Origin of the sequence: Paenibacillus sp. LHD-38 (assembly GCF_031157315.1) — a bacterium.
Classification (GTDB): domain Bacteria; phylum Bacillota; class Bacilli; order Paenibacillales; family Paenibacillaceae; genus Pristimantibacillus.
Genome location: NZ_JAVIFU010000004.1, coordinates 162,049 through 176,422, shown reverse-complemented (window position 1 = coordinate 176,422; position 14,374 = coordinate 162,049). Strand labels below are relative to the sequence as shown.

The window sequence follows — 14,374 nt, the reverse complement described above, 5'->3', positions numbered from 1 at the left end:
AGCTGCATTGCACATTGAGTGAGCTACAATGCACTTTATACAATGTATCTTCACCCAAATGTGCTTTTGCTCAGCTACAGTGTACTTTGTACAGCAGTAAGGATCATTTCCCGCTCAGAAGCTGTGTTATAGGCGGAAACTGTTGTATTTTTTGCAATGTAGCTCAGCAGTTGAGTATCCATGTTAGGTTTCTGTTGTACTTTCTGCAATGTAGCTCCTTACTTAAAGTGTTGGTGCAGCGCTGCTGCACCAACAGGATGGCTAGGTGGTTGAGTGAGCGATAATACACTATTGAGTGCACTACAATGCACTTTTGAGTACGCTACAATGGACTTATTATTGTTGGACTACACTGCACTTTATAATGTATCTTCACCCAAGGCTGCAACTGTGGCAGTCCTTAGGACAACCCCGTTCGATCGCGAAATTCTTGCGGGGTCATGTACGTAAAGGCCTTAAACAGCTTAATAAAATGCGGCACTGCCTGATAACCGATGATTTGGGCAATCTCGTAAATTTTTTTGTCGCTGCTGCGCAGCAAATCCAAAGCCAATTCCATCCGATATCGAAGGATATAATCGCTCAGATTGTTTCCCGTTTCTGCACGATACGCTCTCGACAAGTAGGCGGGATGAAGACCGATGTGCGCCGCGATCGTCTGCAGCGATAATTTGTCGTTCATGTTCTCCATGATGAATTTATGGACCTTGTCGGCTAAACATGACTGCTTCTCGGAAGAGTCTTCCGATTGCTCTCTAAGACTTCGGAGCATGAAGAATGCCCACTTCTCTAACTGCTTAAGCGAAGGAGCGGCCGGCATGAGCCCGAAGGAGGACGAGCCGAACTCACTAAGTAACTTTCCTTTCTTGTGCGCTATATACTGATAGGCGTTGGCAATGGCGAAATAGGCTTCATTGGCATGCTCGGGAGGATGGTTCACACTTTTCAGTTCAGCGAATATTTCGATTAGCTTTTCCTCTGCAAGTATCCAGTTCCCCGTATCGAGCAAATGAATCAGGAGGGGAGGTCGATACAGCGACGTCAGCGTTCCGATCCGAACCCGAGCGAGATTTCCCGCGATCCGCAAAAATGCGCCTTGCCGCGTCTCTTCAATCCCCCTCATTCCATCGATTACCGATCGATACATTACAGGAACGCCTTCGGGAAAGTACCTCCAGTTTTCGGCCAGTACGATGGAAACGTGGCCGCTCAAGAGGGATTCCGCCTTTTTCTTTAGCGCTGCCGCCCGGACGTCCATCGCGTTCTGAATGGTCTGCCCGTTCTCGTCGGTTCTCTCTTTGGCCGAAACGATAAAGACGAGGTATTCGTTATGATCGCGGCAGAACCACAAATGAAAGGCGTCCTGAAACAATTCCTCCGCCATATTCATAACCGCGTATTCGATAAGCTCTTTATCCACTTTTTCGTATTCTTGAAGCCTGCCCTCCAGCCGAACGATGAACAAACCTACTTTCTGCTGCAGGGAGAATGGCAAGTTTAACAGGAAAAGCTTTCGTTCCAACTCCGCGCCCGGGATGTCGTTACCGTACAGCAGACGATTCAGCAGCTCGCCCTGCAGAGCGGGCAAATTTTCCCGAAATGCGTATACGTCGCGTTGTTGCTGTTGCTGCAGCTTCATTTCGCAAGCGATTTCTTCGGCTAATTTACCTAGCGTCTCCCGCATCTGATCCGGGTTAACCGGTTTCATCAAGTAGCCGGATATATTATACGGGACTACGCTTTTCGCATATTCGAAATCTGCATACCCCGAAATAACGATAATTTTGACTTTACGCCCCATCTCGCGGATTTCCCGAATCAGCTCGATTCCGCTCATCTCCGGCATCCGGATATCTGTAATGACGATGTGAATGTTTTGTTCCTGATAGAGCTCTAAAGCTTCCTTACCGGAGTAGGCTTTATGTATACGGCCAATACCAAGTTCGTCCTTCGGAATCGTAGCAGCGAAGCTGTCAACTTGAGAGGGGATATCATCTACGATCAGAACTTCCAACATCGGAATCACCTCCGTCCTTAATCATCAACCCCACGCGCAGCCCACCTAGAGATGAATGTTCGATCAAAAGCCCTGAGGATTGTCCGTAGTAATGCCTTAGACGCTGATGAACGTTTCGCAGCCCAAGGCTATTATCCCCGCTCGCCTGCAATGACAAGGAGTTCCTTAAAGATTCTATATCATCTTGATGCATTCCGACACCATTATCTTCTATGATGAGTTCCCAACCATCCTCGGACATGCTGCCCGTTATGACGACTTCGAACTTCCCTGCCTTTCCTTCCATACCGTGTACGATCGCATTCTCGACCAGCGGCTGAAACAGCAGCCTTGGCATAAGAATAGACATCATTCCTTCTTCAATATGTTCATGAAAATGCAGGCGCTCGGACTGCATCCGATGGATTTCCAAGTAATTGCGAATCAATTCCATTTCTTCGGCCAATGAAGTCAATTGTTGTTCCGTCCGGGTCGTATAACGGTAGTATTGGCTCAAGTGCTGCGTGAAAGCGACGATCACTTTCGTCCGTTCCAGCTGCGCCATGCTTTGAATAAAGGCGAAGTTATTATACAGAAAGTGCGGGTTGATCTGCGCTTGCAAGTGCTTGAGTGAGGATTCTTTGGCGTGAAGCTGTTCCGTGTACACCTTATCGATCAGCGTCTGAATATCTTCGGACATCAGGTTAAACTGCTCGATCAAATAATGGAACTCATTGTGGGGTCCGCGCTTGATCCGATGATCGTACGCGCCCCGCCGGAGCGATCTCACCGCCCGGATCAGATCGTTTATCGGTTTCTGCACGTTGCGGTACAGCAATCCCGCGGAGGCGATGCCCATCAGCAGCAACAGCAATCCCGCGGCATAAAACATCCGCTTGCTGTGATTGATGGGCGCAAGCACCTTTTTCATCGGCTGGAAATCGACCAAATACCATCCCAGAGAGGTTGAGGTAACGTAATTGACAAGATACGGTTCATTCCGAAAGGTGATTTTGACAGCCCCTTCGGTCGGGTTCTGCGCTTTGATGATATCGAATTGCTCCGTCATGGCGCCAATCAGCTCGGGATCGAGATCCCGCGGCATGATCGGTTCAAAGTCCGGATGGTAGAGGAACGGCTGTCCGACACTGCCTTGCATAAACCTTTCGAGCATTTTCATAAGATTATTCGAAGTGAACGTGACTTCGACATACAAGTTCGGATCTCTCTGTTTGGAAAGCTGCTCGAAAGGCGTAATCAAATCTCGTACGAACGCTTTCTCCGGTCCCCGGTCCGTCACGATTACGCGATAATCCCAACGTTCCTGGCTCGCATTCCTGAAGTAATCCGCATCGTAATTTTGCTTCAAATTCGTAGAAACGACGACATCCGATTGCGGAGAATATACGGTAAAATCGTTCACCCATTCGAAGGAGGTCGACTGCATATCCAACTTCTGCAGCAGAAGTCTCTTCGATGCCAATAGGGAATAGTCGGGTTCGGAGGAAGGCCGAAGCTGCAGCTGCAGCGCATCCGGGTCGGTCGCGACGACGAAGGCGGCTCTCCATAACCGATTCGCCTCGACGTCCATCTGCTCTACGAAAAATCGGATCCGATTTAAGTTGATCTGAAGAAGCTCTTGTTCGACAACTTCCGTGCTGGTCTTATTCGAAGAATCATACATGACGATAATCGGGATAAGCATCAGGACGATCACGATCATGACTTTCGTGAAAATATTCATTTTTCCGGCCGTTCCGCGTCTGATTTTAAACAATCAAGCTCACCCGATTCAATCCTATTTTGGATGCCGGTCGAAATCCCTCTAGGACTTTACCGAACCAAGTACGATTCCTTTAACGAAATACTTTTGCAAGAATGGATAGACAAGCAAAATAGGCAATGCCCCGATAAAAATTTGTGCTGATTTGACGGTGCGATTAGAAAAATTCTCTATGCTTTCCAATGTTACACCAACCCTTGATAAATTGTCACTCACAATCATGGAATGCAAATAAGTAGCAAGAGGATACCCATCCGGATTAGACATATAGATCACGCCGTCAAACCATGAATTCCAATGGAACACCATCGTAAACAAAGACAACGTCGCAATGGACGGCATCGATACGGGTAAATAAACACTCCAAAGCACTCTCAGATGTCCGGCTCCATCGATATGAGCGGCCTCTTCCAAATCCTGCGGAATCGTCCGGAAGAAATTGAGCATCAAAATCATATTCCATACGCTGACGGCCGAAGGCACTACCAATGCCCATATTGTATCGATCAAGTGCAGCTTGCTTACTAATATATAAGAGGGAATCAGCCCGCCCGAGAACAACATCGTAAAGACGAAAATCCAAATGTAAATTTGACGCCCCTGAAATTTGTAATTGGTTTTCGATAAACTGTAGGCTGCCATCGTAACGACGACCATCGACAACACCGTGCCTAACACGGTTCGCTCTACTCCGATCCACAAAGATCGGATGAAATTCGCGTTGCCGAGCGTCTTCACATAGGCATCCGTCGTAAAGCCGACCGGCCAGAAGTTGACGATATTCGCTGTTGCCGCAGCCCGTGAGCTGAAAGACAATGCAAGTACGTGAAGGAGAGGAAGAATGCAAATCAGCGATAGCAATGTAAGTAAGATCGTGTTTGATAATGTAAATACGGTGTACCCTCTAGAGCGATAGCGCATGGTCGTCCTCCTTAAAATATCCGGTAATTAGCTAACTTAAAAGCCATTCTGTAACTGATCACGATCAAGATGAAACCGATCGCCGATTTGAAGAGTCCGACAGCCGTTCCGAAGCTGAACTGTCCGTTGTTCAATCCTTCCCGATAGACAAACGTATCGATGATATCTCCATGCGAATATACCAAAGGGTTATATAAATTTAGAATTTGATCGAATCCGGCATCCAGAATCCGACCGAGCGACAACGTCGCTACAACGATGATGATCGGCATGATAAGAGGAACGGAGATCGATATGACTTGCTGCCAACGGGAAGCCCCGTCGATTTCGGCTGCTTCGTACAAAGCCGGATTGATTCCCACCAGCGTTGCCAGAAATATAATCGCGGAAAACCCGAATTCTTTCCAAACGTCGCTTAGAACGACCGTAAACCGGAACCACTCGCCGTCACCTAAGAAAAAGATGCTCGGGATGTCGAATGAATTCAGAATACGATTGACGATTCCGCCCTCTGTTGACAGAATATCGATCAATATGCCGCCCAGAATCACCCACGACAAAAAGTGAGGCAAATAGACAAGCGTCTGCACGACTCTCTTAAAATACGTCTTACGGACTTCATTGAGCAACAGAGCGAAAACGACCGGGATAATTAAGTTCACGAACAATTTGAACCCGGAAATGATTAACGTATTCCAAATGACCTGCTTGCCGTCCGGATACGTGAACAGGTACCTGAAATGATCTAAGCCTACCCAAGGCGAATTTTTGATCCCAAGCCATGGCTCATAGTCTTGGAAGGCAATGACTGCCCCGAACAAAGGAATATATGAAAACACGATGCACAATGCTAAAGCCGGCAACAATAGCACATGAAACGGCCAAGTTTTTCGCCAATACGCTGCCATTACGCACACTTCCTATCATCTGAAAAATAGAGGAGGAGCGAGCCAAGGCTGCCCTCTCCTCCGTCTTCAATTTATTATTACTTCAATTGCAATCAGCGATCATTACTGGTTTTTCGCGTACCATTCGTTGACTTCGTCCGTAATCTTCTGGCCGCCGTTATCCAGCCATTGTTTTACGAATTCGTCGAAGTGCTCGATCGGTTTTTCTCCGTAAATGATTTTGAGATAGCTTTCTGTAGCGAGTTTCTTCAGCAATTCGCCTTTGGATTTCATCGTCGGCGTCATCGGACCGGTAAAATAGTTTTTGCCTTCGGTGATGTTTTGGTTAATCCGAACGCCCGCGGCGTCAAGCTGCCTCTTCTTCATTTGCTTGACGTCGATTTCCATCGACGTTAAGGGCTCGGCGTTCGGATCGGACAAAAACTTCTTGACCGCTGCAACGTTGGAGTGCGGAATACTCGTATAGTTGCCGAGAATATTCGTCATCATGAATCTCATATCTATAGTGGCGCCGTCTTTCAGCGGCCATTGGTCTGCCGGGACACCTGCGGCTTCGTAGTTGCTCTTGATGATTTTGTCGTCCAATTTCACGTAATCGTACCCTTCGTAGAATCCGTCTTTCCAACGCGGATCGAAGTACGGATCACCTTCCATCTCCAATTTCTTCGCGAATATTTTGTTAAAGTACGCGAACCAGGCTTCGATATTTTCGAAGTCTTTGTTGAATACCGTGAAGCCCTGGGCCAATGGCTTCTCCGCGCGTCTCGCCTCTCCGTCCGGACCGGCTGGGAGCGGATACGGCTGGAAATCGGCTTCCGGATTGTTCTTGGTGGCGTCTCCGAGCGGCCAATCACCCATCCAGAACGGCCCGAACATTATGCCGGCCTTACCGCTGGCTACCAATTCGGAGGCTTTCGCAGGATCCTTGATTCCGGCTTCTTTATCCATGTAGCCTGTGCTCATCCAATCCCTCATCTTTTGCAAATACAGTTTGGCGTCCGGATGGATCGCGCCGAAGCTCAACTTGCCGTCTGTACCCTTGTTCCAGAACAAGCGCACGTCGTAAGTATTGATCATTTGATCGGTGAGCGCGCCTACGATCGCGTCTGTCTGACCCATCCATGTCCAAGGCCCTTCTTTAAGCGGCACGGCCAAACCGATCGTATCGTTCTGTCCGTTTTTATCGGGGTCGTTCTCTGTGAATTGCTTGAGAACGTTTTCGAATTCGTCCAACGTTGCTGGTGGCTCCAGACCCAGATTGTCAAGCCAGTCTTTGCGAATCCACATCACAGTTCCTTCGTCACCCATGAAGAAAGCTGGCAAACCGTAAATCTTGCCGTCTTTCTTGACTTCGCCCAGTGCGTAACTATACGTCTCCAACATCTTCTTATACTCGGGATGTGCGTATTTCTCGATGGCTTCGTCTAGAGGCATCAATTTATTGGCCGCGAGCAAGCTTTGCAACGGATCGCCACCTGCTGCGAATGCATCAGGCAACTTGCCGCCGCTGGAAAGCAGGAGGCGAAGTTTCGTATCGTAATCTTCAGGTTTTGTTACAATAAAATCGAATTTCACGTTGATCCCTATATTCTCTTTCATCCAACGGAGATTCACGTTGTCTTCCATGGACTCGCCTGGCTTGAACGCGTTACCCCTCGAAGTGCCATCATCTACGATAGCAGTCGTAATTGTAACCGGAGGGTCGAACTTCTGATTCCATCCTTTCGACGACTCTGCCGCATTACCGGCGTCCGATGCAGATGGACTATTAGCTGAGTTTGACGGACTTGCCGAGTTTTGATTGTTACTGTTCGTACAAGCGGCTAATGTCGTTAGTAGTCCAATTGCAATCGAAAGCGTTAATAACCTTGCAACCTTCGAATATCGACTCATAGTTTACCCCTTTTCTGTACATTGGTTAGTACACTTCAAATTATATGTACATGGCAGGATTGCGTATATAATCGATTTTTAACTTGATATCGCAAAACGTACATTTATACCTACCTCTATCTCTATTAAGTCCGACTAGGCAACCGTTCGATCATGCTTGGAAATCTGAATGAAACGATCAGAATCCTGATAACCGAAGCAAACTCGTTACAACAAAAAAAAGCCTAACCCTCTTATCGATAAGGGTTAGGCTTGTGTTCGATATTGACGATTTAGGTGTCCCCGTATCTGTTAATGCGATGTAATGACACTACACACTCCACATGAGCCGAGTATGTAAATAATAGTTAAAACAAAAAAACGGTATCTCTGCCGTTTTGGTTTAATGTAGGTATGGTGGAGACTATTGGGGATCGAACCGACGACCGCTTGCATACCATACAAGCACTCTCCCAGACTGAACTAATCCCTCGTGATAAATCTGATTCTGGTATTCAATTCTTTTGGGTAGCGCAACCAGCCAGCTCGTACTCCCGCGTTGGTTAGTTTCAGTGCCTCAAATCAACATAGAGATGAATTGTTTAAAGGGTTCTCTCAAGGGAACTGCCCGCTAAGTATGTCGAATCAAGTATCGGCTCAATCCTCGATCTCCCACTCCGGATTCCAGACTACTTCCCATAAATGACCATCTGGATCTAGAAAGTGGCCAGAATATCCTCCCCAAAAGGCATCATGTGCGGGGTCCGTTATAATTGCACCTGCCTTTTGGGCATGTTCCATAATCTTATCCACTTCTTCTTTACTGCCGACATTATGACCAATCGTAATTTCGGTAGAACTCGGTGATTTCAGAGGAACCTTTGCCTCATGGGCTAGATCCTGGCGATTCCAGATGGCAAGCTTTAAACCTGCTTGCAAGTCGAAAAAGGCAACCGCTCCATGTTCGAATTCTCTGCCAATTATACCTTGTGTCGGCAACCCCAATCCGTCACGATAGAAAGTCAATGATCTTTCCAAATCATCTACTCCCAACGTGAGTACAGTAATACGTGGTTTCATCATTAAAATTTGTCCTCCATGAATTGTTTATTTTATACGCTTGATGAATATCATCTCCTATTTTAGTCCTTTTTAATTGTAAAAAACGGACATGTTTAATTAAAAACTTGATTAGGTGTCAATCCATAAAAGCGTTTGAAATTGTGAATAAAGTGCGGTTGATCGTAGTATCCGTATTTTACAGCAATATCAGTGAAATGTGACAGAGTACCCTTATTCAGCTCCTGTAAGAGACACTGAAATCGAATGATGCCTAAAAGTTCTTTGGGGCTAACTCCCAGTTCCTTCTGAAAGGTTCTTCTTACATTTCTTTCACTATAACTGAGTTTTTCCGCCAGATTACGAATGGAAATCATTCCTTGACTAGCGATCATGTAATGCATACTCGATTGTAGCAGTTGATCGGACTGTGTCTCATTGTTAAGTAAGACTTTTAATAGTTTTAATTCAACCCTTTCCATCATTTCTGATACTCCATTGGCTGATTGAACTTCGTCCACAATTAACTCTGCTTCTCTTCCCCATATGTCTTCAAGAAACACATTATATCCCGTCAACTCGGAGACAGGATATCTTAAAAATTGGCGTACTTTATCCGAAAAGAAACGGATACCAAATAAGGAGTAGTTTGTTGTAAGGTTTATTGTTTCAAATGTGGTCATCAATCCCGCCACAATGGCTCCTTTGGAAAGGGAAAGAGCTCTTAGGTCAAAAATAATATCTACGCATCCATCAGGTATGATGCGATGCAATTTATTGTTATCAGAAGCATAGGAGTCAACAGTCCAATAACAAGCAACATAAGGTTCCAGACCCTTACTTGGTAAAAACTCCCGATATTGATAATTGGAATCTAGCAACTCGCTTTGTAATGTAGGTGGTTGCAAAGTAAGATATACTTGCATGTTATTTCCCGCTTCCCCGTGGATTCAAAATATGCACGATGTTACCCCTAATCTTTATGATCATTTTAACTCTTTATATGATAATTGAAAACACCGTGATGATGTGTCAACTGGGAGCAGTTGACGATCTGTGCGACCCATATTCCATTCGCGGACTTAACTGGCAGCTGGATGCTGTCATTGAAAAGCATAAGATTTGGGACTGCAAATACGTGGGATTAGGTGCTATGCCACTAGAATACCGCAACAGCAAGGAAGGCTATTTGACTTTTGCCAAAGAAGCGACGGAAATTGGGAGAAAGTTAAACCAGGCAGGGCTGCGATTTTTTTACCATAACCATGAATTCGAGTTCGCGAAATTTAATGGAAAAACCGGAATGGAAATCCTCATGGAGGAGATGGACCCGGATGCTGTAGACTTCTTAATCGACCTATTTTGGGTTCAAGCAGGCGGGGCGGATCCTATAGAATGGCTTCACAAGCTTAAAGGGCGCATGACACTCGTGCACTTAAAGGATTATGCAGTAACTAGTGACAGAGAGCGCCGCTTTGCCGAAGTCGGCGTAGGGAACATGAATTATCCTCCTATATTAGAGGCCTGTAAAAGTCTTGGAATAGAATGGGCGCCCGTTGAACAAGACAATTGTTACGGACGCGATCCTTTTGAAAGCTTGGCAAAAAGCTTCAATAATTTGATAGAGCTTGGCGCAGAGGCTTAACTCACGATTTCTACGAATTATATTATTTCCATAGAGGAAAGTGCAATTATTTAATTGGCGATAAAATTTACGAGCTGGTACCGGGTGATCTTATCCTGTTGAACGGTATGACGCTGCATTGCGCGAATATCGATCCCGAAGTCGAGTATGTTCGCTCGATCATTCATTTTGAACCTACCGAGTTACACGGATTTATGGAACCGCTCTACTCATTAAATATTTTGCAGCCGTTTCAGGAGTTGAATAATTACCGGATTGGCTTACTGGGCCAAGAGAAAAAAGAATTCGAAGAAATACTGCTACGCATGCACGAACGGTTTGATCGGAAAGATCCTATCGGATATAACCGGTTTCGACTGGCGTTTGTCGATCTGCTGCACCTCATTTACGAATACTGCCAAAAACCGCTTAAAGATCGTGGAGAGCTTCCATCACAAAAGGCGATGACGGTGCAAAGCATCATTTCATATCTGGAGAACAACTATACGGAGGACATCCACCTAGAGCAGCTTCAGGAACATCTGCACATGAGTAAATTTTATTTGTCCAAATTGTTTAAAGAAGTAACCGGTATCACCATATTCGATTTTTTGTACAGGCGTCGTATCAATCAAGCGAAAATTCTGTTCCTGATGCAAAAAAAGCTGACAGTCACAGAAGTTTGCTTTCAGGTCGGATTCAAGCATGTAGCCCATTTTAGCCGCGTATTCAAGAAGCAGACCAGCGTTACGCCGGAACAGTACAAGAAGTCGAAGCACATAGTCTGAAGATATAATGACTACTTCAGCCTTCGATATTCAACCGGCGGCATTCCCAAGGATGATTTAAACAATTTTATGAAATAGCTTGTATTCTCATATCCAACCATTTCGGCAATCTGTTCTACACTTTTTTCGGAATGTATCAAATACTCCTGTGCCTGTTCCATCTTGGCCCGCGTGACGAATTCGATAAAGGTCTCTCCTGTTTCCATCTTGAAGATACGGCTGAAGTGGCTTCCGTTAAGATGAAGCATGCGAGCAACCTCTTCCATCGTGATTTTCTGTGACAAATGAGTTCTCACATAACGTTTAGCTTCAATGACTTCTTTTCTTTGACTTTCGTGTTGTGTTTTGGCGACGTAATCGATTTTTTCAATAATAAAATGCTGCACATAAATAAACAACTCTTCCAATGATTCTAGTTCGAGGAGAGTGTTATGAAGCGCTTCTGTAGAATAAACATATTCAAAATGCTGCTGCGAACGATACTTCAGGTCGATATCGGACAAAAGTTTAATCACCCAGCCCCGGACTTCTTCCACTTTAAAATAGTGAGATCTGATCCATTGCTCCCAGCCGTCTAATATCCCCTGTACCCGATCGGTCTCGCATTCTGCAATAAGTTGTTTGAATTCATCCAATGCTTTTGAATAATTCTTATAGATATCATCATTAGAGTCTCGAAACGCTGACCAATTATAAATAGTTCCCCCCGCAGCATAAAAACGCAAATCCTTACTCTCCGTTAATTCCTTCACATTATATTTGATTTCTTGAGGGGAGTGAGCTGGTCTCGAAATCATGAAGGACAGGTTCATTTTTAAATTGGCTTTAAATTCCCCTTGCACGGCGCGCAGATGAGGAGCGACCTCATCGACTGCTTTACCCCCAAGGTATGCTTGCAAAGGAACGAGCAAAATGATTTCATTGACTGAATATTGAAAGGTCACTCCACGCACCTTTGCATCAATTAATTCATATAAACCGCCTTCAAGAACATAAGTGAACAACTCTTTCGTTTGAAACCGTTGTTTCATTTCACGGAAATGATTAGCGTAACAAAGTACAGGCAAATAGCTGTGCTTGTCCAGATCAATTCCAAACCCCTGCGCTTCAGCAAGCCATCGTTTAGGATCGCCCAGAGGATTCCATATAGTCGAACGAATAAAGCTTGCCTTTAATGACGAATGATTTCGGTCCATCAAGATCTGTAACTGTTCTTGACTCGACCGTTCCTTGTTTTCTTGTTTCATTTGCAAGTGCACGTTTTCCATCAATTCGATCATCGTTTCAGGCTCCATCGATTCTTTCAACACGTACTCATCTACGCTTAGCTTGATGGCTTTTTGGGCATATTGGAAATCGTCTTGACATGACAAAATAATAACCCGCACTCGGTGATCGATATCTTTAACAGCCTTGATCAGCTCCAAACCGTTCATCACTGGCATCCCTATATCCGTAATCAGAAGATGAGGCATATCGAGCTTGCAATGCTCCAGCGCTTCCAATCCGTTTTGATGTTGACCTATCACATGCATATCCAACGAATCCCAAGGAATGAGTTGTGATAAGAACTCAAGTACGGGATAACTATCATCAACCAGCATAACCTTCCACATGTCTCTTATCTTCTCCTTCACGTATAACTAATTTAACTAAAGTTCCCTTTCCCGGCTCGCTCTCTAATTCCATTAGAAACCTTTGTCCATATACCAATTTCAACCGCTCGTATACATTGATTAAACCGATGCCGGACATGCCATTGCGGGTTTTTGCTCGAACATTGCCACTTTCAACACCCGATTTAAGTTTGTTTCGCAAAATCTCTAATTCACTTGCGGTCATCCCGATCCCATCGTCCTGAATGACTATCACAAGCTTCTCTTGCATTTTCCAGGCATGGATACTGATCTTTCCTTTGCTCTGTTTCAAAGCATGGATTAAAGAATTCTCAATAATGGGCTGCAGGATAAACCGCGGAACGGACTCGAGCAACGATTCAGAGCTTAATTCAATCTCGTATTGAAACGGATTCTTGGAGGTGAAAAGCATTAATTTCATATAATCTTCTACAAGATCTACTTCTTCCTTAAGGGTGATGAACTCGAGGTCACCATTGATCGTTTGACGAAGTAAACGCGACAATGAACTGATAATATTGGCATTATCACGATCTCCCCTCAGAATGATTCGCATACGGACAGCGTTCAATATATTAAATAAAAAGTGCGGATTTATCTGGGCCTGCAGCATAGCTAATTCCGCTCTTCTTTTCAATTCCTGCTCATAAGTAATCTGTTTTATCATCAACTCAATGCTGTCCAGCATCGTGTCAAATGATCGTCCCAGCTTCACGAATTCATCCGGTCCACTGATGTTAGATCGAATGGACAAATTACCCGCTTCAATATTCGTTGCGATCTTGACTAGCAGGACAATGGGCTTCGTAAATTGGCGCAATAAATAAATGAGAATCAATAAAAACAAAATAACAAAACCGATTTGGAGCAAAAAATTTGATTTAAAGATCGTATTAACTTGAGTGGTAACATTCTTGTAGGGAGTAAGACTGATCAGCTTCCATCCGGCAAAAGGGAGATTCTTCATGACCCCAATCTGTTTCTCTTCGCCGACCTTCCGAACAGTTACTTCGCCTGATTGATTCCATTCTCCGAATTGAGGATATTTCTCGCCTATGTGATCCCTAGCTGATAGGATAGTGCCATCTTCAGAAAGCAGCATAATATTTTGACTATCGCTATATTGTTCTATGATGGAACGAAGCTGTAATTCATGGACGCTAACAATAACATAGGCATAAGGTTTCAAAGAGCTATCGCGCAATGTGCGTGCAATCGTGATCATATAAGGATAACGATTGCTTTCGGATTGTATATAGGTCGGCTGTACTCCAACCCAATAGGTATCGGAGGAATCCTTCATTTGAAGATTCGAAAACCAGGCCTCATCCTTAAAGCGTAAAGGATCGTATTCATAGTAACTGTAGTCCGTATAGTATCTATCATTGGGGAGAAGGATCGTAATATATATTCCGAAATGATCTGACGTGAATGAACTGAGCTTCTCCTCCACTTTCTTCTGCATTTCGAAAGCTTTAAAGCCTTCCGATACGGGAGATCTTAAGATCGATCCCATTTCCACATCGAATTGAATGTTATTCGTAATCCTTATCAAGTTGTCCATAACATTTGAAATATGCGCTTCGGTAACCTGTAACGACTCGGAAGCTGTGTGAACGGCTCGTTCTTCGATTAAATTAACAGTAAAGAAACTCGTATTCAACATAATGCCCCCGACAGGAATCACTAAACAGAGAAAGGCTGTAAAAATAATTTGTTTACGAAATGAAGATCTTAGACCACGAAACCATTTCATGATTAATGCACCGCTTTCTTGGTGGAGATG

At 44.7% G+C, this 14,374-nt stretch carries 11 protein-coding genes and 1 pseudogene; 3 read left to right on the top strand and 9 right to left on the bottom strand.

Annotation, left to right across the window (positions count from 1 at the left end):
- Nucleotides 1–400: 400 nt before the first annotated feature.
- From RCO25_RS05395 to RCO25_RS05365, 7 genes are all read right to left on the bottom strand, one after another.
- Nucleotides 401–2,017 (bottom strand): response regulator transcription factor, encoded by a 1,617-nt coding sequence (locus RCO25_RS05395; RefSeq protein WP_308995105.1) that lies wholly within the window; start codon nucleotides 2,015–2,017, stop codon nucleotides 401–403.
- Nucleotides 1,992–3,773 (bottom strand): sensor histidine kinase, encoded by a 1,782-nt coding sequence (locus tag RCO25_RS05390; RefSeq protein WP_308995104.1) that lies wholly within the window; start codon nucleotides 3,771–3,773, stop codon nucleotides 1,992–1,994. Before RCO25_RS05390 ends, RCO25_RS05395 begins: the two co-directional genes overlap by 26 nt.
- 48 nt (nucleotides 3,774–3,821) lie before the next feature.
- Nucleotides 3,822–4,700, bottom strand: coding sequence for a carbohydrate ABC transporter permease (locus RCO25_RS05385; RefSeq protein ID WP_308995103.1), 879 nt, complete (start codon nucleotides 4,698–4,700; stop codon nucleotides 3,822–3,824).
- A gap of 11 nt (nucleotides 4,701–4,711) precedes the next feature.
- Nucleotides 4,712–5,608 carry an ABC transporter permease gene (locus RCO25_RS05380; protein WP_308995102.1) on the bottom strand — a complete coding sequence of 299 codons (897 nt, stop codon included), beginning with the start codon at nucleotides 5,606–5,608 and terminating at the stop codon, nucleotides 4,712–4,714.
- Between the two features lie 102 nt (nucleotides 5,609–5,710).
- Complete coding sequence (locus RCO25_RS05375) at nucleotides 5,711–7,501, bottom strand: extracellular solute-binding protein (RefSeq protein ID WP_308995101.1); 1,791 nt, start codon at nucleotides 7,499–7,501, stop codon at nucleotides 5,711–5,713.
- 636 nt (nucleotides 7,502–8,137) lie between these two features.
- Complete coding sequence (locus RCO25_RS05370) at nucleotides 8,138–8,560, bottom strand: VOC family protein (RefSeq protein WP_308995163.1); 423 nt, start codon at nucleotides 8,558–8,560, stop codon at nucleotides 8,138–8,140.
- A 95-nt stretch (nucleotides 8,561–8,655) separates the two neighbouring features.
- The gene (locus RCO25_RS05365) at nucleotides 8,656–9,465 is read right to left on the bottom strand and encodes a helix-turn-helix transcriptional regulator (protein WP_308995100.1); all 810 of its coding nucleotides are present in this window, start codon (nucleotides 9,463–9,465) and stop codon (nucleotides 8,656–8,658) included.
- A gap of 56 nt (nucleotides 9,466–9,521) precedes the next feature.
- Here RCO25_RS05365 and RCO25_RS05360 point away from each other — a divergent pair, with 56 nt between their 5' ends.
- The 3 genes and pseudogenes from RCO25_RS05360 to RCO25_RS05350 all read left to right on the top strand — a co-directional run bounded on the left by RCO25_RS05360 (nucleotide 9,522) and on the right by RCO25_RS05350 (nucleotide 10,951).
- A complete protein-coding gene (locus RCO25_RS05360; protein WP_308995099.1) occupies nucleotides 9,522–10,184 on the top strand; it encodes a sugar phosphate isomerase/epimerase family protein in 663 nt (220 codons plus the stop codon).
- A gap of 11 nt (nucleotides 10,185–10,195) precedes the next feature.
- Nucleotides 10,196–10,489, top strand: a pseudogene (locus RCO25_RS05355) (AraC family ligand binding domain-containing protein); the annotation flags it as partial.
- On the top strand, nucleotides 10,490–10,951 hold the full coding sequence (locus RCO25_RS05350) for a helix-turn-helix transcriptional regulator (RefSeq protein WP_308995162.1): 462 nt from the start codon (nucleotides 10,490–10,492) through the stop codon (nucleotides 10,949–10,951).
- Nucleotides 10,952–10,962: 11 nt separating this feature from the next.
- On the opposite strand, the gene RCO25_RS05345 is transcribed toward RCO25_RS05350, so the two are convergent.
- On the bottom strand, nucleotides 10,963–12,567 hold the full coding sequence (locus tag RCO25_RS05345) for a response regulator transcription factor (protein ID WP_308995098.1): 1,605 nt from the start codon (nucleotides 12,565–12,567) through the stop codon (nucleotides 10,963–10,965).
- Complete coding sequence (locus RCO25_RS05340) at nucleotides 12,545–14,254, bottom strand: sensor histidine kinase (protein ID WP_308995097.1); 1,710 nt, start codon at nucleotides 14,252–14,254, stop codon at nucleotides 12,545–12,547. Before RCO25_RS05340 ends, RCO25_RS05345 begins: the two co-directional genes overlap by 23 nt.
- Nucleotides 14,255–14,374 lie beyond the last annotated feature (120 nt).

Bases quoted from the DNA above. Each gene is read 5' to 3' on its own strand.
- RCO25_RS05340 (WP_308995097.1), bottom strand. From the start codon at position 14,254: ATGTTGAATACGAGTTTCTTTACTGTTAATTTAATCGAAGAACGAGCC.
- RCO25_RS05345 (WP_308995098.1), bottom strand. From the start codon at position 12,567: ATGTGGAAGGTTATGCTGGTTGATGATAGTTATCCCGTACTTGAGTTC.
- RCO25_RS05375 (WP_308995101.1), bottom strand. From the start codon at position 7,501: ATGAGTCGATATTCGAAGGTTGCAAGGTTATTAACGCTTTCGATTGCA.
- RCO25_RS05385 (WP_308995103.1), bottom strand. From the start codon at position 4,700: ATGCGCTATCGCTCTAGAGGGTACACCGTATTTACATTATCAAACACG.
- RCO25_RS05350 (WP_308995162.1), top strand. From the start codon at position 10,490: ATGCACGAACGGTTTGATCGGAAAGATCCTATCGGATATAACCGGTTT.
- RCO25_RS05395 (WP_308995105.1), bottom strand. From the start codon at position 2,017: ATGTTGGAAGTTCTGATCGTAGATGATATCCCCTCTCAAGTTGACAGC.
- RCO25_RS05370 (WP_308995163.1), bottom strand. From the start codon at position 8,560: ATGAAACCACGTATTACTGTACTCACGTTGGGAGTAGATGATTTGGAA.
- RCO25_RS05380 (WP_308995102.1), bottom strand. From the start codon at position 5,608: ATGGCAGCGTATTGGCGAAAAACTTGGCCGTTTCATGTGCTATTGTTG.
- RCO25_RS05360 (WP_308995099.1), top strand. From the start codon at position 9,522: ATGATCATTTTAACTCTTTATATGATAATTGAAAACACCGTGATGATG.
- RCO25_RS05365 (WP_308995100.1), bottom strand. From the start codon at position 9,465: ATGCAAGTATATCTTACTTTGCAACCACCTACATTACAAAGCGAGTTG.